Source organism: Terriglobia bacterium (assembly GCA_020073495.1).
Lineage (GTDB): Bacteria > Acidobacteriota > Terriglobia > Terriglobales > Acidobacteriaceae > JAIQFD01.
In genome coordinates, this window is the sequence record JAIQFD010000005.1 from 1 (window position 1) to 20091 (window position 20091).

The window sequence follows — 20091 nt, forward strand, 5'->3', positions numbered from 1 at the left end:
TCGTCGTCGGCACCCGCGCCGGTCACGATGATGCGCAGGTCGGGGCGGATGGCTTTGAGGCTGGCCATCGTGTCGAACAGGTTATGCCCGGCACGGCTTCCCAGCAGGACCAGGTCGATGTTCTCGCGTCCGGTCAGCTCAGCGATGGAGGCCGACACCAGCTCGAATTCCGGCTCGGAATCGAACAGGGCGCGGAAGCCGACGAAGCGCAACGGATCACTTTCCACGACGGCGATGCGGATGGCGGGGTTCTTTGCAGTAGCCGGGTTCATAAGCACGTCCTGAGATTTGCGCGTACCATATCGTTCTTTCGACCCCGCGCCAAGTGGCCAATCGCGTTATTGTCTCTCGTCAGCGTAAGTGGGACAGTTTGAGACTCCGGTGCTCTCGGCACCAGGTTTGTCTAGTTACATACAGATTTGCTCTCGCAAGTTGACTCGAAGTGCTCGCAGGTTATCGAGAAAACGGGGACTTGTATTGCTGACACAAGCGCCAAGCCTTAAGCGAAGAAGCTGCTTCGATGGTCTTCCTTACAGACCGTGAGTGACCACCTACCTCGTAAGGTCACCGATTCACTATGGACCTGGACGTAAGCCTTGTGTGCGATCGACTACGCACCCGTTGCCAGGAAACCGCCAGTATTGGGCGGACCTCGGTTTCGTTACCAGATTCGCGCTGCCCGTTTTGATGCTGTTTCAGCGCTGCAGTGCCCGTCGGCGCTTGGCGGTGGGGTTGTGGGAACAGGCCCGTTGCTTTTGCGGGAGCTCAGTGCCTGGAAGAAACCGTCGCATCACAGGGATGCGAATGTCATCAGTTCACGCCTTGGTGGATCGTTCAGGAAGGCCATCTTGTGGCTCGAGTGAGGTGTTACTCGGCTGGCGGCGGTTGCGTTGATGCCGAGTTGTCCGGCACCACCGGGTGCTTGTAGCGGCACGATTTCCAAAGCACTGTAGCACCGCGAGTATGGGAATCGTTCCGACGTACGAGACCGCAGCTTTTGATGATGCCCAGATCCCGGGCTTCGACCATGATCGGGCCGATAGCGCGGAGGTCGTGGGTCTTCGTCCGGGGGTACCTAGCGAGCTTTTGCAGCACGGTCCCAGTGGTGAAATGTTTTTGGTGCCGAGCGAGTCTCTTGACTACGGCAAGTGCAAGTTTCTTCCAGCGAGGGTTAGCATTGGCGCTAACGCGGTTAAGGTGAGGGGAGGCAAGACTTGCTGTGGACATGTTAGATGGTCTCCTGTACGCAATCGAAGATTGCGGTGATCGAGGCAGCTTTTGGCCTCTCCCCCTTTCTAGTATAGGAATTCTCGACATCACAGGTGCCCGGCAGGTGAGATTCATACTGGCCACCCGTGAAACCCAACCCTCTTCGCAGTGTCCCGAAAGGTGCGGGTTCTTAGGCCCGAGTACCGCCACGCCGCCCGCTGTCATGATCGCCCGGTAACAGTTACTGGTGAGAAGAGGATTTGTCGCCAGTTATCGGCGAACATCGATTGCCGAATTATGCGACCTAGGGTTTCCTCAAGCGCAGCAGTTTCTCGCTGACATGCCCCGGCTGGTGTGTTAGAAGGGCACCGACCCCAAGAGCAATCTCGCGTGGCAAGGAGCTGTGTATGCGGAGAATCGCGTGCGGCGTCGCTTTGCTGTTCACATTCGTTGCATCAGTTTGTGCCCAGGACAAGCCTCGCGTGTTCATAACCGACAGCCAATCTTGGGAAATGTCCGGGCACGCCGGTGGATCTGGAGGTGCCTTCGGTGCTGAGACGCATGGCGGAGCCAGGCCACAAACAGCCGAGATCATCAAGACGTTTGGAGAGCGCTGCCCACAGGTCACGATTAACAACATCCAAGCGAAGGTGGATTACATCGTCCTCCTCGATCACGAAGGTGGCAAAGGGCTGCTGAGGCACAAGAACAAGGTCGCTGTCTTTGCAAAGCAAAGTGGCGACTCGGTCATGAGCAAATCGACAGTGTCCCTTGGCGGATCTGTCCAGGAAGCGTGCGGAGCAATTCAAAAGCACTGGAATGAAAACGGTGCCGCAATGCGGGCCGCTGCGGCTGCGGAGGTCGCGCCGCAGCCGAAACCAACTCCTTCCGTCGCGCCGGAACTCGCCAAGTCCGCTTCCCCAAAATTGTTTCTAGCATCGACGCCGGAAGGCGCCGATATCGAGATCGACGGAAACTTCATGGGTAGCACGCCTTCCGCGATTGAACTCGCTTCCGGTGACCACCTGATCTCCATCAAGAAATCTGGCTACAAAACGTGGGAACGGAAGTTGAAGCTAACGGGCGGCGAAATCAAGGTCAACGCCGAACTAGAAAAGAGCGCAGATACTCCCAAAGCCCCGTAGAACTGTTCCGTCGGGCGGGCGCGGGGCGTGCTCGAAAGGCGAATAAAAAGCGCACACTTGTGCTAAGGCGATTTCTCAACAACCATGGGGCGCGTTCGGCGACATGCCAGGACGCGGTCGTGGAACTTGGCGCCCGAGGCTGTGGGGCGTGGTTGCGTCGATCGGGATTTCGCGCTCGGCAGGCAGGTATTCAACGGTACGGTGGCGCTGAGAGATGTCTGGGCGATGGCTGAGAACGGCCGTAAGGCCCGCTAGCAAACGCTCTCGGGGAAAAAACTAGGCCCGAGCCTGAGACTCGGGCCTGTTCCCGCGGAACGAAATGATTAAGCTTTGCGGCGGATCTTGCGCGCGATCCCCAGCAGGCCGGTGCCCAGCAGAACCATCGAAGCCGGTTCCGGAACGCCAGGAGTCGGAGTCTCGGAGCCCAAGGTGATGTTGTCGAAGCCGATCTGGTTGGCCGTGCCAGTGAATATCACGGACTGCGCTGTGCCGGCAAAGGTCACACCCACCGGGAACCAGGGGCAGAACGCGCCGTAGGTGCATTCCGGGGCGCCGCCCGAGGGGGTCACCGGCAGGAACAGCGAGGCCAGCAGAGAGCCGGTGCCATCCGGGCCCGACCACACCTCCACGGTGCCCGCATTGTTGACCGCCGAGTAGAAGAACGAGAAACCGGTGGTAAAACCGGCTGCCACGTTCATGACGTCGCCCGGGCCGGTGAGGAAGAACGCGATGGTGGGCATCGTCGGAGAGCCGGAGAAGTTCCCATTGCCCCCGTTCGCGCCGGAGATGAGCGACAACGCGTCGGGACCAAAGGAGATCCCGAAGTTCGGGCCCGGCCCACTACCCAAATCACCCGTGCCACCGTTGTAAAAGTTGAGGATGTGCTCGCTATCCTTCAGCCCTTCGAAGGTCAGCGTGATGACATTGGCCGATGCCATCGCGCACAGAAGCAGAACAACAAGGGACGCTGTTAACAGTCGACGCATACACACTCCCCACGGTTCAAAGTTGAACACGATGTTGTGTGCACGCAAACGGCCAAAGTGCATCTCATTGAAAAACAATGACTTCCTACCGGTAGCTCGATTGAAAAGCTGCAACTTCTTGCACATTGGCAGAAGAGAATGTGCACTTCTTTTTCGGCGGCGGTTGGTCCGGACCAACCGAGGTGGCTTGCCCAGACGACCCGTGCTCGCCTGGCATGGTCCTAAGCTGCGTTCCACAAGAACATTCTGAAATCGTCCTCTAGGCCCGCCTGTCCGGACGATAACTGTTGATAACAGACCTTAGCACACGATTATTTACTTGACTCAAGATTCGCCTTCTGGTACATTCTCCTCATGGTTGGCTACCGTACTGGTTTCCGCCGTTCCTTTTCAGCGTTGAGCGTCGCGAGATGCTTCTTCGCGTGCTTCAGCACCTTGGGATGGAACACGTGCACCGCTAGTTCTTCGGTAGTCATCTTGCTCGGGTGTTTCTTCTTCTTCGCCATGAGGTAATCCTATGCAGCCGACCAATCTTGTATCCGTAGTGGAGCAATACGCAACTGACGACCGCTGCCGTGAGACGTTGACTCATCTGCGCTGGCCCAAGGGCGTTGAATGTCCACGCTGCCACAACAAGGGCATCTCTCGCGCTTATGACCGCAATGTGTTCGACTGCAATTCATGCCGCCACCAGTTCTCCGTGACGGCTGGCACGATGTTCCACGACTCGCACCTTCCGCTCACGAAATGGTTTCTGGTTACGTATCTGATGTGCGAATCGCGCAAGGGAATTAGCGCGAATCAGATCAAGAGAATGCTTGGTATTTCGTACAAGACTGCATGGTATCTCTGCCACAGAATCCGCGCAGCGATGGCTGCTGTGCCGCCCCAACCGCTGCTGCATGGCACCGTAGAAGTGGGTGAGACTTACGTTGGTGGCCGTGAGCGCGGCATGGGCAGCAAACGGAACAAGGAAATCGTAATCGGAATCCGTCAGCGCGGCGGAGAGTTGCGTTTCTTCCATGCCGAGGATGCCAAGAGCGGCACCCTGGCGAAGTACATCAGAGAGAACATCAGCACTGACGCGGTTGACGTGGTTATGACCGATGAGCTTCCCGCATATCCCAAGGCGATGATTGCCGCTGGAGTTCACGGCGATAAGCACAAGACGATCCGCCACAGAGACAGGGTGTACGTTCGCGGCGACATTCACACGAACACCGTGGAATCCGCGTTCTCGCTTCTCAAGCGCGGCATCATGGGAACGTGGCATCGTGTTAGCGCGAAGCATCTTGAAGCCTACCTAAACGAGATGTGCTTCCGGTTCAACAATCGCAAGAACCCGTTCCTGTTTCGTGACACTCTCAAGCGGATGCTCAATTCCGAGAACCTCGAATTCAAGGAACTCATTGCGGCTTAGAACCCCATTTTCTTTTCTAGCCCCGCAAATAGGCCGGTAGTCCACGCCACATATTCATCGGGGTCAAAATCATCAGTTTTGGTGCGAGTTATCTCGGCATTCATCGTCACCACGATTGTATAACTCTGAACCGTGGCGCCAGTCTGCGTCTGGAACTTCGCGGGCGGCATTCCGCGCCCAGATGCCCCGGATGGCTGGATTGACAGCTCCAAGGTGTAATGCGACGGGCTCTCCAGCCTCACGATGCAGGTAAACAACTTGCCCTCTTTGGGGTCCGCTCCTATTTCAAGCAAACTTATGGTCGTGCCCACAGGTACGGTAAAAGGAGTACGCTCGAACATCGATCTGGCACTCGGCGTCAAGAATTCATTGCCAGCCAACATCTCAAGCAACTTTCGAGGAGGATAGTTAGTGCTATCGGGAGGGGGGATTGCTTTCCTATTGAGCGGGGTAGCACCCTCTCCAAGCGTCACTTTCATGCCGCCGCTGCTGCCAAGATGTAGTAATTGAATCTGTTGCAAGACATAGAACTGTATCAGCCGCGTCACAAAATTGAAGCGTTCACCCTCTGTACCGATTTTTCGTGGCTCGTGAACGGGCCACTTCGCCTCAACAGCATTGTCTGGAACACCCGAAATGCCTATCAGGTCAAAATAAAAATCCCGATGGGGATCGTCAAAGTTCTCATCCTGTGGCACCGGCATTTTAGGCGCTGCGGTATTAATCGGAACTAGAGTAGTGAAGGTGTCGGTTTTCTTAATGGCACGAATAACATTCACTTCCACTTTGGCCCGAGTGGGGATGTTTTCCTGGCGCTCCTTCTCAACATCCTTTGACCGTGGAAGGTGCTTTGCTAATTCTTCTGCAATCTCTGAAGCCGTCGGTTGGTGTGGTTGTGTGGTGGTCGTGGCCGACTCTGCTGGGGCTTCTCTTGGTCTTGGCGCGGAGCCTTTCTTTATAAGTAATAGCCACAGAGCAAGACCAACTATGGCAGGTATCAAGACAAAGGCGGCTACAGACATCTTGAGGTTCCCCCTCGCCCACGTCCCTAGCGTGTCCCAATTGTGGAGAACGGCTAGCAACAGGCCGCCGAATACAAATGTGAAGACCGCAGCCTCAAAGCTAAAAATGTGTTCCAGAATGATAGCGAGGGCGGTCAAGACGACACCCTCGACAAGCCAGCGCACGAACTTCTCGGCGGCTGCCATTCCTCACTTATACTATACCTTGTGTGAAGGTAACAATCCTGCCTTAGCACGGTAATTATCCCTTGTGAACAAGTATAGAATAGAGAGGCCGTGACAGGGATGTGCGGTGACTCGGAAAAAGCGCAAGATATTGTGGTAGGCGAAACCTTTCGCCACAATTACGACCCCCATTTGCGCTTGTGTTCTCAGCGAGAATCGGTTATGTAGAAAGAGTGAAGCCCGCTCTGGTAAAGCGGGCTTCGGGACTTCGATCTTTTGACGGGTTGTGCGGTTTGGGAACCTACTCAGTCCCCATCCTAAGCACTTCTGAATTTCCCGTCAACTGAAAAGTCGAGGGAGATTCCTGTCTCCAATGGGAGGCGGGTCGTTTCTCCCGGCCTCGGTCTGATACACCGTGGCCGGGAGGTCACCATCAACCTTTCACTCTAGCCGGAAAGGAGGCACCGTAGGTGGCGAAAAAAGTTATATACCGCCGCTCGGATACCGGTCAAATTACGACCGAACGATATGCGGACAAACACCCAAAGACAACGGAACGCGAAGTAGTCTACGTTCCCAACAAAAACAAATAACCGTACCCTCCCCCGCCGCACAGAACATCGTGCGGCGGGATCTAAGTCAGGCAAAGGAACACTTATGAAGACATGCTGCTTTTGCCAGCGGCCAGCCGATTCCAAGGAACACATTTGGAGTAACTGGATTCTTAAGCTGCTGCCAGATGCCCAAGATGGCGTATTCACTAAGAGGTTTGCTGACGGAACCTCAAAGTCTTGGCACAAGAAGAAACCAGAATTGAAGGCCGGTGTCGTTTGCGAACGAGCCTGTAATAACGGATGGATGAGCACGCGGCTCGAACAGCCTATGAAGGCAGCTACCGAAGACATCATTCTGAATAACAAACAGAAGACATTTTTCCCGGAAGATTGCGCTGTAATTGCGGCGTGGGCATTCAAGACAACCGTGCTCGCCAATCATATTGAACTTAAGGGGGAACCATACTTTCCAGTAAATCAGCGTCATGCGTTTGCCCACCACCTAACGATTCCGCCAGGTACACAGGTATGGATTGGGCGACGTAATGCCGGCCACCTGACAGCAAATTGGCGGTCAATTCACCGCATACAGCAACCACCAACGCCGCTCAATCCCCACCTAGTTAAAGTCCCGGTGTCACCGTACCGCTTCGAGCATTACACGTGTACGTTTACCATCGGTTATCTTCTTTTGCAGGTCGTGACCGCACGCTGGACAGAACGGAAGGTCCGCGAGCGTCTCGACTTTCCGCCCATCCTTCAGGCGGAGGTCATCGACGACTACGCTATTCCGATATGGCCCAAGAGGGTCTCGTTTGGCTGGCCCCCTCCTGCCGCTGTCGGAAACGCGATGTTCGACCGCTTTTGGGATAGATTTGACACGATTAACCTTCCCGGTTGGATGCGGTGAGGTTTGACGTTGCAATTTTGCGCGTGGCACGGCATTATCCCTTCTAGAAGGAATGTGCCGAATCGCCCCGGTCAGTCCGCCAAGAGTGTCGAGGGGATCGGAAGGAACTAAATGTCTAGGCCCATGAGCAAAGCCAGCAGCGAGATTTCAAAGCCGATTACGAGGTCGGCATTTCACTCGCTGCTGCGGAAGGCAGCGTCACCCCAAAAGCCTGTGTCGCGTCTTCCGATGAAATCTGCCTCAAAAGAGAAGTAAACATCGGCTGATCGTTTTCCCGCCTGTTGTACCTGAAAGCGTATTCGTCCAAGTAGCTCTGCAAATACTTTTGGCTCACTTGATGATACACGCCTCCAATCCCTCTCTTTACGAGGCTCCAGAATCCTTCAATCGTATTCGTGTGCACGTTGCCGCGAACATACACGCCAGCGGAGTGTTTGATTCTCCGATGCTTGTACCCGCGCTCCGTGATGCTGCGGATGCCTTCGTATGCTGTCAATTCGTCAGTGAAAATCACGGACGCTGGCAGCACATACTTACGGATGTTCGCCAGTAGCGTATTGCCGCGAGTATCGGGCACCGCGAGAGCAACAATCTTCCCGCCGCGCTGGACAATTCCTTGTACTGGCGTTTTCTTCTTATCTCCGCGCATCGGGCGACCACGCCCATACTTGCGACTACCGCCCATGAAGGTTTCGTCGGATTCCACTGAGGAGCCCTCCAATCTGGTTCCAGGCTCACTCATTAGCTGGCGAATCTGTTTGAACATCCGCCATGCCGTTTTGTAGGTCACGCCGACTTCGCGCTGTACCTGTTTCGCGGAAATGCCGCAGCGAGTGGAGCTAATCAGGAACATGGCGTGGAACCAGAGCCGAAGCGGAGTAGTGCTTTTCTCGAAGATCGTATCGGCCAGCGGGTAGATGTGCTTGCCGCAGTAATCGCAAGCCACAGCAGTGCGGCCAGTAACGCGGTGATGTTTCCGCATCTTCCGCTTGCACTCATCGCTATCGCACCGCGCCATTCCCTTAGGCCAACGCTGCTCAAACACAAATTCAAAGCACGCATCGTCATCCGGGAATTCGCGGTCGAAATCAATCTTCGTGTATTTCCGTTCCGGCGGGATTGCTTGGTTGTATTTCTTCGGTTTCATGGCGCTACCTCAGCAAGAAATAGATCGCAAGACCAAGAGCCACGGCTATCAGAAGCCACCCAATGATTACCCGCGCCTTGTTCTCAGCCTTAAATAGCTCGTCCGACCACTTCATGCTCAAATCTTCGCATAAGGCTTACTTGTTGTCAAGGGATAATTACCCTTAGCACAAGTGTGCGCTTTTCCTTCGCCTCGTCGACCCCAAAGGTCGTGCCGAAAACCTTTGATTTGGACTCGGGAAGACTGTGGGGACTTTTGTGGGGACCCCGCGTACATTTCAGATCATCTAGCTACATCAGGGGAGAACTTGGCACAGGTCGCCAACTGACGGTGCAGAAAGGGGTTGCAGGGTTTTCTGCCGTCGATCCATACACTTCCAGAACTCTTCCGAAAAGGCTTGCTAAACCGTTGTACGGGCTAACACCTGTACCGGGGGTTCGAATCCCCCTCTCTCCGCCAGAGTTCTAGTCAGCATCCAATTCCAATGAGAGTGATGTCGGAGAAGGAAGGGCGGAGCCAGAGGTGTGGGCAACGCGGACAAAATAGGAAGGGCTGCGACATTGGTTATGCTCTAGCCGCCGACTCTTGCGAGAGAGCCAACAGCGTGGAGGCATGTACCATCGCAGCCCCTGATGTGATTGCCGCTTTCGCGGTCTCGAACCCCAGCGGCCCCTCGCGAGGACTGCCGGATTTTTCGGGTCCGATCACCGAACGGGTCGCCCCGCCCGGCGAATCACTCGGTTTACTTCGGACTGACCAAGTTTCCCTGACCAACCCTTTCAACCGTCGACGCACACGAATGTAGATGCTTTGCGAATGCGAGTCAATGCCCGATTGTGGTGCAATGAAGTGGAAAACGACTCTCTAAAGTGGAAAAGCCGGTGATTCTTGCACGCGAAGAACCGCGGCGAAGGCATGCACGCTGTCCAGTGCAATCCGCGACAATGCCCTCCCAATGCGGGTTTCAAGGGAAAATTGTTGGGTTCCACGGGCCGATTTCCACGTCCGGGTGGAAAACAGCGCGTGCGACCAAATCAACCGAGCGGGCGACTTGGAAGTGAGATACGCCCGCGCGCGATAGACTACTGTGAGATGGAGCGGGACTGCGGTGTCCGCGAGGTGAAGACGCGTTGAGCGAAAAGGGCGGCCAAGGCGTGAACTGGATGGACGTGGTCTGGCTGCTGTTCCTGGCCGGTCTCGCGGCCCTGCCGCCGGTGTCGGAGATCCACAAGCAGCTCACGCTGGTGGCCATCGGCGTAGTGCAGTTGGTGGAGAGCCGGGTGATCGTCCGGCTCCCGCGCAAGGGGCGCCACTACGTCGTACTCCTGAAAATTCTCCTGGCAACGCTGCTGATCGCCCACACCGGCGGGCCAGAGATCAACAGCAGCTACTACCCGATCTACTACCTGCCCATCGTCACCGCTGCCGTGTACTTCGGCCCCCGCTTAACGCTTTTCTGGACGTCTGTGGCATCCGCGATGTACTGCTCGTTCCTGTATCCGGCGCTCGAAGAATATGAGCTGACGCCGGACGGCATCGCGGAACTCGCCATCCGCATCCTGTTCTTCTTCCTGGCGGCGCTGGTCGTGAACCGCTTTGTCATGGAAAACCGCCGGCAGACGGAGCAGCTGGCGGAGACGAATCGCCGGCTCCAACTGGCCCAGGCCGAGGCACAGCGCGCGGAGCGGCTGGCCGCGCTGGGCCAGCTTTCCGCCGGGCTGGCCCACGAAATCCGCAACCCGCTGGGCGTCATCAAGGGATCGGCGGAGATGTTGAACCAGAAGCTGCAAAGCTCGAACCCGCTGGCCAGCGAGCTGGCGGGTTACATTTCCATCGAGGTGAACCGCCTGAGCGTGCTGGTGAGCCGGTTTCTGGATTTCGCGCGGCCGCTGCGCACCGAGACCCGGCCGCAGGCGATCCCGGAACTCCTCGATCGTGCGCTGAAGTCGGTGGCGGAGCAGTGGCGGGGCGGCGCAGTGAAAGTGGTGAGCGCCTACCAACACGACCTTCCTCTCGTACCCGTGGACGGAGACCTGTGTGAGCAGGCCTTCGTGAATCTCGTACAGAACTCCTACGAGGCGATGGGCAGCGAGGGTGGGACGCTGCGAGTGGAGGCATCGAGGGCGTTTTCGAATGGCCGCGGCGGAGTCGAGATCCGGCTCAAGGACACGGGCCCCGGAATCCCGCCGGAGCTCCGCGAACAGGTCTTCAATCCTTTCGTGACCACGAAGAAAACCGGGGTTGGGCTGGGGCTCTCGATCGTCTCCAATATCGTGGACGAGCACCGCGGTTCGCTTCGACTGGAGAGCGCAGCGGATGAAGGCGCTTGTTTCGTGGTCTTTCTTCCCATGGAAGAAGGAGCCGTGCAGCAGGAAGGAGCGCCGGCCTCGGGATGACCGCCAAAGCGAACATTTTGATCGTCGAGGACGAAGCGAAGATGCGGCGTCTGCTGGAGCTGAGCCTCGGGGAGGATGGGTTCGGGACGATGTCCGCTGCCGACGCCGAAGCTGGCTTGAAGCTGCTGAAGAGTGCGCCCGTGGACCTGGTGGTCACGGACGTCAAGCTGCCCGGCATGGACGGGATGGAATTCCTGCAGGCGGTCAAGCGCTTCAGTGCCGCCCTGCCAGTGGTGGTCATGACCGCGTTCGGCACGGTGGAAACGGCCGTGGAGGCGATGAAAGCCGGAGCCAGCAACTACCTGCTCAAGCCGTTCTCGCTCGACGAGATGCGCATGGTGGTGCGCAAAGAGCTGGACGTCCGCCGTCTGCGGGACGAGAACGTTTCGCTGCGGGAGGCGTTACACAAACGCTTCGAGCACCCCAACATCGTGGCGCGCAGCGCCAGGATGCAGGAGGTGCTGGCCACGGTCGAGCGTGTCGCGCCCACGAACTCCACCGTCCTGCTGGGAGGCGAGAGCGGTGTGGGCAAAGACCTGATCGCGCGCGCCATCCACGAGAAGTCGCGGCGCGCGTCGGGGCCGTTCGTCAAGATCAACAGCACCGCGATTCCGGAAAACCTGCTGGAGAGCGAGCTGTTCGGCTACGAAAAAGGAGCGTTCACCGGCGCGGTGGCCAGCAAGCCAGGCAAGTTCGAACTGGCGGACAAGGGGACGCTTTTCCTCGACGAGATCGGCGACGTGCCAGCCGCGACACAGGTGAAACTTTTGCGCGTGCTTCAGGAACGCGAGTTCGAGCGCCTGGGCGGAACGCGCACGCTGAAGGTGGACGTCAGGCTGGTGGCGGCGACCAATCGCGACCTGCGCGCGGCGCTCGAGCAAGGCACCTTCCGCGAAGATCTCTACTACCGCCTGAATGTCGTGCCCCTCGACATCCCGCCGCTGCGGGAGCACAAAGAAGATATCCCAGAGTTGGTGAACCTGTTCCTGGCGCGCGGGTCGGCGGAATCGGGGAAGGAGTTCACCGGCGTCAGCCCGGATGCGCTGAAGCTTCTTATGAGTCACCATTGGCCGGGGAATATCCGAGAGCTTCAGAACATCATGGAGCGCGCGTCGGCCCTGGCGAAGGGACCGGTGCTGGAAGCGTCCGATATCCAATTCGATGTCCAGCGCGGGAGGCCGGCGAATTCCGGAGCGGCAGTCCTGCCCGAGGGCATGACGCTCGAGCAGTGGGAAGACGAGATGATCCGCGAGGCACTGCGGCGGGCCAATGGCAACAAGAGCCAGGCAGCGCGGATGCTGGGTCTATCGCGCAACGCGCTGCGCTATCGCCTCTCGAAGATCGGGATCGAAGACGAGGAAAAAGAAAGTTAGGCCACGTGGCTGAAAACCACCGCCCCTGGTCGAGGCCAGCCACTAACAGATCCTGCCTGCACTTCATCGGCCGGGGGGCCACCGGCGCCGCAAAGCGGGACGTTACCCCCGGGCATGGTCTTCCGGCATTTTGAGAAGTGCACCAATCTGGTGCATCCTTCACTTCCTAGTCTGAACTGGAGGGCGCCAGCCGTGGCCTCGGTTCCTCAATCCGACCCGGCCAAAAAGACGTACGTGAAGCGCTTCCCCAAGCGCTCGGCGGACCTGCGGTTTGCCGTCCTGCGGGGCAATACCCGGGTGGCTCGAGGGCGCTGCACCAGCCTGAACGATACCGGGTTCGGCGCGGTGATCGCGGGCGCACTGCCGCTGGGGGAAACGCTCTCCATCGAGTTCATCCTGACCCCGACCAACACCCCGGTGCGCCTGATGGCCAGCGTGCGGCACCGCCAGGGCTTCCTGCACACCTTCGATTTCGTCGCACCCGGCGAAGCCCAGCGTCGCATGATCGCCGACTTCTGGTGTGAGCAGCTCGGCCAAAAGCTCTAGGCCCGACTCCACCAATCCGGAATCCCAGCACTAAGGTTGGCAGCGTCGCAGCACCTCGTCCGGCGAAAGCCCCAAAGCGCGAAGCGCGCGCAGGCTGAGCGGGTCGTGGCGCTTGGCCAGACGGACACCCCGCTCGTCCTTGACCAGGTCACAGTGGTAGTAGGCGGGAACGGTTAGCTCAAGCGCACGGGCAAGAAGGAGCTGGCGGGCCGTGGACTTCAGCAGGTCGGCGCCGCGAACCACTTCGGTGATGCGCATGGCGTCGTCGTCCGCCACGACCGCGAGCTGGTACGCGGGGACGTCGTCACGACGCCAGACCACGAAGTCTCCAAAATCCTTTCCGGCGACGAATCGCTGCGGGCCCTGGCGCAGGTCGGAGAACGAGACCGCTTCGCCGTCTGGGACCCGGAAGCGCCAGTTCACGCCCGTAGGCGAGGAGTGATTTTTCGCCTCGGGCGCGTGCTGGCGGCAGCGCCCCGGGTACAAAGGTTCGTCATCGTCGTGGTGCGGTGCGCTGGCGGCCTGGGCCAGGTCCTTGCGCGAGCAGCTACAGGGATAGATGAAGCCGTGGTCGCGCAGCCTGCGCCACGCCGCCAGATGGTGATCGCGGCGTTGACTCTGCACGTAGGGCGCAAAAGGGCCGCCGGCGTCCGGGCCTTCCTGCCATTCGATCCCCAGCCAGCGGAGGTCTTCCACCATCGCACGGACGAATTCCGGCTTGCAGCGCTGCGGGTCGAGGTCCTCGTTCCGGAACACCAGCGTGCCGTGGAGCTGGCGCGCTCGCTGGAAAGCCGTCCAGAAGGTGCAGGCGTGGCCGATGTGCAGTAACCCGGTGGGCGAAGGAGCGATGCGTCCGCGATAGGGCATCGAAGAGATGGATTTAACCACAGACGAGCGGCCGGATTTGCGATTTGTGATTGCTCGGAAGCCCGTCAGCCACCGGATTGCTTATTACCTGCGAAATCACAAATCGCCAATCACAAATCCGCGTTCTGTGATGGCAGTCACAATACGCCGTGCAATGGTCACACCCCGAATTGCGGTGGTTTGGTAGAGTAAGACCCGAATGTCCGCGCCCAACTCACGCTTCGTCCGGGCCTGCAAGCGGCAGCCGGTGGACGTCACCCCGCAGTGGTTCATGCGCCAGGCGGGGCGCTACATGGCCGAGTACCGCGCCATCCGCAAGCACCACTCGCTGGTCGAGATCTGCAAGCAGCCGGAGCTGGCCGCCCAGGTCACCATCGAGGCCGCCGAGATCCTGGGCGTGGACGCCGCTATCATGTTCGCAGACCTCCTGTTGCCGCTCGAGGTGATGGGCCTGCCGTTCCATTTCGCCGCCGGCGAAGGTCCCGTGATCGAGAAGCCCGTGCGCCAGGCCGCCGACGTGCGCGCGCTGCGCACCGACCGCTGGCAGGAACTAGGCTACGTGGCGGAGGGCATCAAGTCCGTGGTCAAGCATTTCGGCGAAAAGCTGCCGCTGATCGGCTTCTGCGGCGCCCCCTTCACCCTGGCCAGTTACATGATCGAGGGCGGCGGCTCGCGCAACTACGTGCACACAAAAAAGATGATGTACACCCAGCCGCGCGCCTGGGCCGAGCTGATGGAGAAGCTGGTCGCCGTGCTCGGCGCCTATTCCAAGGAGCAGGTGAAGGCCGGCGCCGACGCCTTCCAGGTGTTCGACTCATGGGTCGGGTGCCTGAGCGTCGAAGACTACCGCGAATACGTGCTGCCTTACGCCAGCCACCTGGTTCGGGAGCTGAAGACCACGGGTGCGCCCATCATCTATTTCGGCACCGACAGCGCAACGTTGCTGCCAGCCATGGCGGAAACCGGCGCCGAGGTCATCGGTGTGGACTGGCGCATCCCGCTGGACGAGGCCTGGAAGAGCATCGAGTACAAGGCGGCGGTGCAGGGAAACCTCGACCCGGTGCTGCTTTTCGCCGACCAGAAAACCCTCCGCCGCCGTGCCCACGAGGTGCTGCGGCGCGCCGGCGGGCGTCCGGGACACATCTTCAACCTGGGGCACGGCATCCTGCAGGAGACGCCGGTGGAAAACGTGAAGGCGCTGGTGGAGTTCGTGCGCGAGTTTTCCATGACGGAAGTAGTCCACTAGGGATCGTCGACATCGCCGGGAACGCCAGGACTGGCAAAGTGAATTGAACAATAAATCCAAACTCGCAATCCTGCTGCTGGCGCACGGCAGCCCCGAATCGCCGGAGGACGTTCCCGAATTCCTCAAGCGGATCACCGGCGGGCGGCCCATGCCGGACAACGTCGTCACCGAGGTCAAGCACCGCTACGGCCTCATCGGACGCTCGCCTCTGACCGAGATCACCTTGCGGCAGGGCGAGGCAGTGCAGAAGCTCACGGGGCTTCCTACGTACGTCGGCATGCGCAACTGGAAGCCGTTCGTCGGGGACGTGGTGGCGGAGATGGCGCGTGCGGGTGTGGGAAAGGCAATCACCATTTGCCTGGCGCCGCAGAACTCGCGCACCAGCGTGGGGCTTTACCGGCAGTCGCTGGGCGCGCCGCCCTTCGCGGTGGATTTCGTCGAGAACTGGCACGACCACCCGCTGCTGATCCAGGCCTTCGCGGAGAAGCTGGAGGCGGGCTGGAAGAAGGCCTGCGCCGAGGCAGGAGCGCGCGTGCCCATCATCTTTACGGCGCACTCGGTGCCAGTCCGCACGATCGAAGAGGGCGACCCCTACGAGGCGCAGGCGAAGGAGACGGCGGCGATGGTCGCCATGCAGGCGCCGTCCATCCGCATCGACGACTGGCGCTTCGCCTTCCAAAGCCAGGGCATGAGCGGAGGCGAATGGCTCGGCCCGACGGTCGAGAGCACCATCGACAAACTGCACGACGAAGGGCACCGCGCAGTTTTCCTCCAGCCCATCGGCTTTGTCTGCGACCACGTCGAAGTGCTGTACGACATCGACATCGCGTTCCGGGATCACGCAGCGAAGAGAGGCATGCGCCTGTGGCGGGCGGAATCGCTGAACGATTCGCCGACCTTCGCCGCGGCGGTCGCCGACGTGGTGCGGTCGCGGATGGCGAACGAAGAGCCGAAGCACGGGCCGCTGGTGCAGTTGCAGTGAGTCCATGAAACGCGTTGCCATCGTCGGCGGTGGGATCAGCGGGCTGGCGGCGGCGTTCTACCTGGAGCGCGAGCGGCGGCGCGGCGCCGAGGTCGAGTACACGCTCTTCGAGAGCGCTCCACGGCTGGGCGGCGTCATGTGGTCGGACCGCGTCGAGGGCTGCCTGATCGAGGCCGGGCCCGATTCCTTCCTCACCGAGAAACCGTGGGCGAACACGCTCTGCCGCGACCTCGGCATCGAGGACCAGCTGGTTGGCTCCAACGACGACGCGCGCAAGACCTTCATCCTGCTGAAGGGCCGGCTGGTGCAGATGCCCGACGGCCTGATGTTCATGGTCCCCACCAAGCTCCTGCCCACGCTGTTCACGCCGCTCTTCTCCTGGGCCGCCAAAATGCGCATGGCCGGCGAACTGCTTACCCGCCCGCGCGCCATGGAGGGCGACGAGTCGGCGGCCGATTTCGTGGCGCGCCACTTTGGCGAAGAAGTTGTGGACCGGCTCGCGGACCCGCTGTTGTCGGGCGTCTATGGCGGCGACGCTGGATCCCTCAGCGTGAAGGCCGTGCTGCCCCGCTTCGTCGAGATGGAAGCCAAGTACGGCAGCCTGAGCCGCGGCATGTTGAAGGCGCGCAGCCGGATGAAAGCCGCGATGGCGCAGGCGCCGCCCTCCGAGCGCCGCGGCAAACCGCTGTTCACCTCCATGAAAGACGGCATGCAGCAGCTCGTGGATGCCGTCGTAGCGCAGCTCGATCCGCGGGCGCTGCGCCTCTCCACCGCGGTGCGCGGACTGCAATTTCGCGACGACCAGTGGCTGGTGCTGAACCAGGGCAGCGGCCCGGAGCCATTCGACCATGTCATCGTGGCCACGCCCGGGTACGCCGCAGGCGCTCTGTTACAGGAGGTCAGCCCCCGCCTGGCAAACGTCCTCAACGAGATCCCGTACAGCTCTTCGGTCACAGTGGCACTGGGCTACAACGCCAACCAGTTCAAGCGCGAGCCCGAGGGCTTTGGCTTCCTGGTCCCCTGGAGCGAGAAGAAGCGCATGCGCGCCTGTACCTACGTCCACAACAAATTCCCACACCGCGCACCGCCGGAGAAGCGTCTGCTGCGCGTCTTCCTGGGCGGGACCCGCGACAAGGAAGTGCTCGCGCTGAGCGACCTGGAGATTCTCAGCACTGTCCGCCGCGAGCTGAAAGAGATCACGGGCCTCGATGCCGAGCCGCGCTTCACTCGCGTCTATCGTTGGAACCGCGCCATGGCGCAGTATTCGGTCGGACACTTGGAACGAGTGGCGGAGATCGAACGCCTGCGCCGCGAGCTGCGTGGCCTAAGCCTGGCGGGAAACGCCTTCAAGGGCATCGGCGTGCCCGATTGCGTCCGCACCGGCATGGACGCCGCGGGCGAAGCTCTGGGCGTTTCCCTGACTGCAGAGGCTCCCGCTTCCCGCTAGGAGCCTGATTCTGCGTGCCAGTCCAGCAGCTGCATCAGGTATAGTGGGCGGCGCCAGACCGCGTGAGGACTTTATGAAAAGAACTTTACCTTGTTTTCTCGCTTGTCTAGTCGTCATCGTCTTGTCCCTGCCCGCCTGGGGCGGCGACAAGGAGAAGGACGATGAGACCATCAAGAACGCCACTGCGGTGTTGCAGGAAATGCTCAACAGCAATGCCGTGCCCGCGAGCTTGCTGGCGAAGGCCGACTGCGTCATCGTTCTGCCCAACGTCAAGAAGTTCGGGATCGGCATCGGCGGCAGCGGCGGACGCGGCCCGATGAGCTGCCGCACGGGAAAGAAGTTCGACGGCAAGTGGTCGGCCCCGGCGATGTTCAAGATCGGGGGCGTCAGCGCGGGACTCCAACTGGGCGGCTCGTCCAGCGATTTCGTTCTCTTAGTGATGTCGGAGAAGGGCGTGAACGCCATCCTGGATCACAAGACCAAGCTGGGCAGCGACGCCACCGCCGCGGCCGGACCCAGCGGCGCCACCGCATCGTCTGTGGCAAATGCCGATGTGCTGACCTACGGACGAGCTAAAGGGCTGTTCGCCGGCGTGTCGTTGGGCGGCGCCTCGTTGGAGGCGGACAACGACGCCAACAAGCGGATGTACGGGAAACAGCTGGGCGCGCGCGACATCGTGCTCGGCAACGCCGTTCAAACGCCGGCTGCCGATCAGGGATTGATCACGCTGCTCGACAGCAAGGCCGGAAAGCGCAGTAACTGAGAAGCCGCACCGCGAACCCGGGCCCAGCCGTGGCTGTGACGGCGCAGGTCCGCAACGTGTGCCTCTGGAAGGCCGGGACCGCCCGCACCTGGGGTGGAGCGGCTTTGCGGGCGGGAGCCTGCCGACGAGACCCTGACGCTGAACTTAGAGCAGCGGAAAGATCTCAGAGGACAGGCCGTTCCTGACCTGAACCGCAAGCGCAATCGTACTTACTCTGCCTTAGTCGTCAGCGGCTTGCCCTTCTCGGCAACGAATACGACTGCCAGCTTCGCCGTGACGTTGCCCTTGTTGATCGCCTGATGGACTTGGCCGGGAGCGACATAGAAAATGTCACCGGCCTTCAGAGTCGCATCGGGCTTGCCCGCGAGCTCGAGCAGGATCGTGCCTTCCTGCACGAATACGTACACTTCCGCCGGGTGAGTATGTTTCCCCTCGGCAGAGCCAGGGGGCAGTTCGACCGAAGCCATGACCGCCTCGTACCCCGGGGTCTTCATGTCCTGCTTCAATAGAATATTTCTCTTCACGGTGGGAGCTTGTGGCGCGTTCTGGGCCTGGATCGCGAATGTTCCCACCAGGACCGCGACGACAAATGCTGCGGCGAATGCTGCTCTCGGCTTTCTCATGGTTGCTTCCTTGTCTGGATGATCGTGATGCGGAGTCAGGAACGATATGCTCTGGTTCTGTGACTGTCAATGATTTCGCCGCGGCAGCGGAAGGCTGACCCGAATACTGTCGGGAAGGCTGGATCGGAACTTGGGCTGCTTTGCGGACGTCAAGAGCGATGGAGAAGGGCTTGAAAAAAAGCTGGTCGGCCCTAGAGGACGATTTTCGAACTTGGGTAGCTGACGCGGCCTAAAGTCAGCAACGGTGGGTGTCCTGGCCTATTGCATGTGCTTACCCAGTGCTTCGGTGTCAGGTACAATCCGGCATGGATTTGCGAACGCGATGCCTAATGAGTGTCAAGCCCTCTTTTCGTGCCATGCGGACCGCTTGGATCGTGGTCGTCGCTCTCGCGTTTGGTGTCGGCCGCGCGGACGCCACGCTTCAACTCGACACTAAGCACATCCAACGTGCCGTCGGTTTCTTCTATGGGTCGGACGCAAGCGGCCACCCCAACCCTACGGCTGAACTGGGAACGGGTTTTCTCCTGCACATACCTAGTGCTCAAAAAATGGGTGCATTTCATGTGGTTTTGGTGACTGCCCGACATGTTGTCGATCCTGTTTGGGCCTGCGATGGACCTGTAAATCCCGATTTTCTGTTTTTTAGAGTGAACCGGCGAGTTCCGGTTAATGGGATTTCGGTTGAATACATTAAGATTCAACTCACAAATGAAGGACGTCGACTGTGGTCGCATCATTCCGACGATGCGGTAGACGTGGCAGTGATACAGGTGACGACCGAGCAGTTTCAACCACAGACAAACGACGTCGAACCGATAAGATTTCGAGATTTGGCGACACAAGAAGAGCTGGATTCACTGGAAATTGGGGACGCTGTCGTCTCCGCCGGTCTAGTCCCGCAACTATTTGCTAGATCCGCAAAGAACGTAGCCTTTTTCAAGTTTGGGAACATTTCAGCGATTGGAGAAGAGGAGGTGCAGCGTCCGTGCCGATTGGGCCGGGGCAGTCGACAGGCGCGCTTGTGGTTCCTTTCAGGTATCTTCATACCTGGCAATAGCGGTTCTCCCATATTCCTCAACCCGGGACTGGCTGGCGTCTCATTTTCTAATGCTAGACCAATGGTAATCGGACTTATTTCCGGATCTGTCGAGGGGGCTGCAATCGGAGCCGTCACCTCGTCACAAAGAATATTTGAAGCAGTCGAGTCTGCGCATGTCTCTGATGTGGATTTGTCGCGTGGCCGATGACACGTTTCCGAATCATGAATGCAGGTAAGTGGTCGGCCCTAGA

18 protein-coding genes are annotated in these 20091 nt (G+C 59.5%); 11 read left to right on the forward strand and 7 right to left on the reverse strand.

The features are described from left to right. A partial coding sequence (locus LAN37_13475; protein ID MBZ5648219.1) for a hypothetical protein occupies nt 1-272 on the reverse strand: 272 nt, incomplete at its 3' end. Between the two features lie 1344 nt (nt 273-1616). On the opposite strand from LAN37_13475, the gene LAN37_13480 reads away from it, so the two are divergent. Then, nucleotides 1617-2354, forward strand: coding sequence for a PEGA domain-containing protein (locus LAN37_13480; GenBank protein MBZ5648220.1), 738 nt, complete (start codon nt 1617-1619; stop codon nt 2352-2354). A 323-nt stretch (nt 2355-2677) separates the two neighbouring features. Here the strand turns inward: LAN37_13480 and LAN37_13485 are convergent, their stop codons facing one another. Both LAN37_13485 and LAN37_13490 read right to left on the reverse strand, forming a co-directional pair. Beyond that, the gene (locus LAN37_13485) at nt 2678-3340 is read right to left on the reverse strand and encodes a PEP-CTERM sorting domain-containing protein (protein MBZ5648221.1); all 663 of its coding nucleotides are present in this window, start codon (nt 3338-3340) and stop codon (nt 2678-2680) included. A 362-nt stretch (nt 3341-3702) separates the two neighbouring features. Beyond that, entirely contained in the window at nt 3703-3846 is a 144-nt protein-coding gene (locus LAN37_13490) for a hypothetical protein (GenBank protein MBZ5648222.1), read from the reverse strand. 11 nt (nt 3847-3857) lie between these two features. Here LAN37_13490 and LAN37_13495 point away from each other — a divergent pair, with 11 nt between their 5' ends. Further along, a complete protein-coding gene (locus LAN37_13495; GenBank protein ID MBZ5648223.1) occupies nt 3858-4760 on the forward strand; it encodes an IS1595 family transposase in 903 nt (300 codons plus the stop codon). On the opposite strand, the gene LAN37_13500 is transcribed toward LAN37_13495, so the two are convergent. After that, nucleotides 4757-5968 (reverse strand): hypothetical protein, encoded by a 1212-nt coding sequence (locus tag LAN37_13500; GenBank protein ID MBZ5648224.1) that lies wholly within the window; start codon nt 5966-5968, stop codon nt 4757-4759. The two genes, LAN37_13495 and LAN37_13500, sit on opposite strands and share 4 nt — an antisense overlap. 837 nt (nt 5969-6805) lie before the next feature. On the opposite strand from LAN37_13500, the gene LAN37_13505 reads away from it, so the two are divergent. Continuing rightward, complete coding sequence (locus LAN37_13505; GenBank protein ID MBZ5648225.1) at nt 6806-7411, forward strand: hypothetical protein; 606 nt, start codon at nt 6806-6808, stop codon at nt 7409-7411. A 157-nt stretch (nt 7412-7568) separates the two neighbouring features. Here the strand turns inward: LAN37_13505 and LAN37_13510 are convergent, their stop codons facing one another. After that, nucleotides 7569-8558 carry an IS1595 family transposase gene (locus tag LAN37_13510; GenBank protein ID MBZ5648226.1) on the reverse strand — a complete coding sequence of 330 codons (990 nt, stop codon included), beginning with the start codon at nt 8556-8558 and terminating at the stop codon, nt 7569-7571. 1130 nt (nt 8559-9688) lie between these two features. Here LAN37_13510 and LAN37_13515 point away from each other — a divergent pair. The 3 genes from LAN37_13515 (at nt 9689) to LAN37_13525 (ending at nt 12873) form a co-directional block, all read left to right on the forward strand. Beyond that, nucleotides 9689-10954: a hypothetical protein gene (locus LAN37_13515; GenBank protein ID MBZ5648227.1), complete on the forward strand. Its 1266-nt coding sequence runs from the start codon at nt 9689-9691 to the stop codon at nt 10952-10954. Beyond that, nucleotides 10951-12327: a sigma-54 dependent transcriptional regulator gene (locus LAN37_13520; protein MBZ5648228.1), complete on the forward strand. Its 1377-nt coding sequence runs from the start codon at nt 10951-10953 to the stop codon at nt 12325-12327. The genes LAN37_13515 and LAN37_13520 overlap by 4 nt, the downstream gene beginning before the upstream one ends. Before the next feature lie 192 nt (nt 12328-12519). After that, on the forward strand, nt 12520-12873 hold the full coding sequence (locus LAN37_13525; GenBank protein MBZ5648229.1) for a hypothetical protein: 354 nt from the start codon (nt 12520-12522) through the stop codon (nt 12871-12873). 30 nt (nt 12874-12903) lie between these two features. On the opposite strand, the gene gluQRS is transcribed toward LAN37_13525, so the two are convergent. Continuing rightward, nucleotides 12904-13740 (reverse strand): tRNA glutamyl-Q(34) synthetase GluQRS, encoded by an 837-nt coding sequence (gluQRS, locus tag LAN37_13530; protein MBZ5648230.1) that lies wholly within the window; start codon nt 13738-13740, stop codon nt 12904-12906. A 199-nt stretch (nt 13741-13939) separates the two neighbouring features. Here gluQRS and hemE point away from each other — a divergent pair, with 199 nt between their 5' ends. The 4 genes from hemE (at nt 13940) to LAN37_13550 (ending at nt 18178) form a co-directional block, all read left to right on the forward strand. Next, a complete protein-coding gene (hemE, locus tag LAN37_13535) occupies nt 13940-14986 on the forward strand; it encodes a uroporphyrinogen decarboxylase (protein ID MBZ5648231.1) in 1047 nt (348 codons plus the stop codon). Between the two features lie 43 nt (nt 14987-15029). Then, on the forward strand, nt 15030-15968 hold the full coding sequence (hemH, locus tag LAN37_13540) for a ferrochelatase (protein ID MBZ5648232.1): 939 nt from the start codon (nt 15030-15032) through the stop codon (nt 15966-15968). A gap of 4 nt (nt 15969-15972) precedes the next feature. After that, nucleotides 15973-17415, forward strand: coding sequence for a protoporphyrinogen oxidase (hemG, locus tag LAN37_13545; protein MBZ5648233.1), 1443 nt, complete (start codon nt 15973-15975; stop codon nt 17413-17415). Between the two features lie 73 nt (nt 17416-17488). Next, the gene (locus LAN37_13550; GenBank protein ID MBZ5648234.1) at nt 17489-18178 is read left to right on the forward strand and encodes a lipid-binding SYLF domain-containing protein; all 690 of its coding nucleotides are present in this window, start codon (nt 17489-17491) and stop codon (nt 18176-18178) included. Nucleotides 18179-18387: 209 nt separating this feature from the next. On the opposite strand, the gene LAN37_13555 is transcribed toward LAN37_13550, so the two are convergent. Next, nucleotides 18388-18801, reverse strand: a complete 414-nt coding sequence (locus tag LAN37_13555; protein MBZ5648235.1) for a cupin domain-containing protein — start codon at nt 18799-18801, stop codon at nt 18388-18390. Nucleotides 18802-19130: 329 nt separating this feature from the next. Between LAN37_13555 and LAN37_13560 the strand changes: the two genes are divergently transcribed. Continuing rightward, the gene (locus LAN37_13560) at nt 19131-20048 is read left to right on the forward strand and encodes a serine protease (GenBank protein ID MBZ5648236.1); all 918 of its coding nucleotides are present in this window, start codon (nt 19131-19133) and stop codon (nt 20046-20048) included. Nucleotides 20049-20091: the final 43 nt, after the last annotated feature.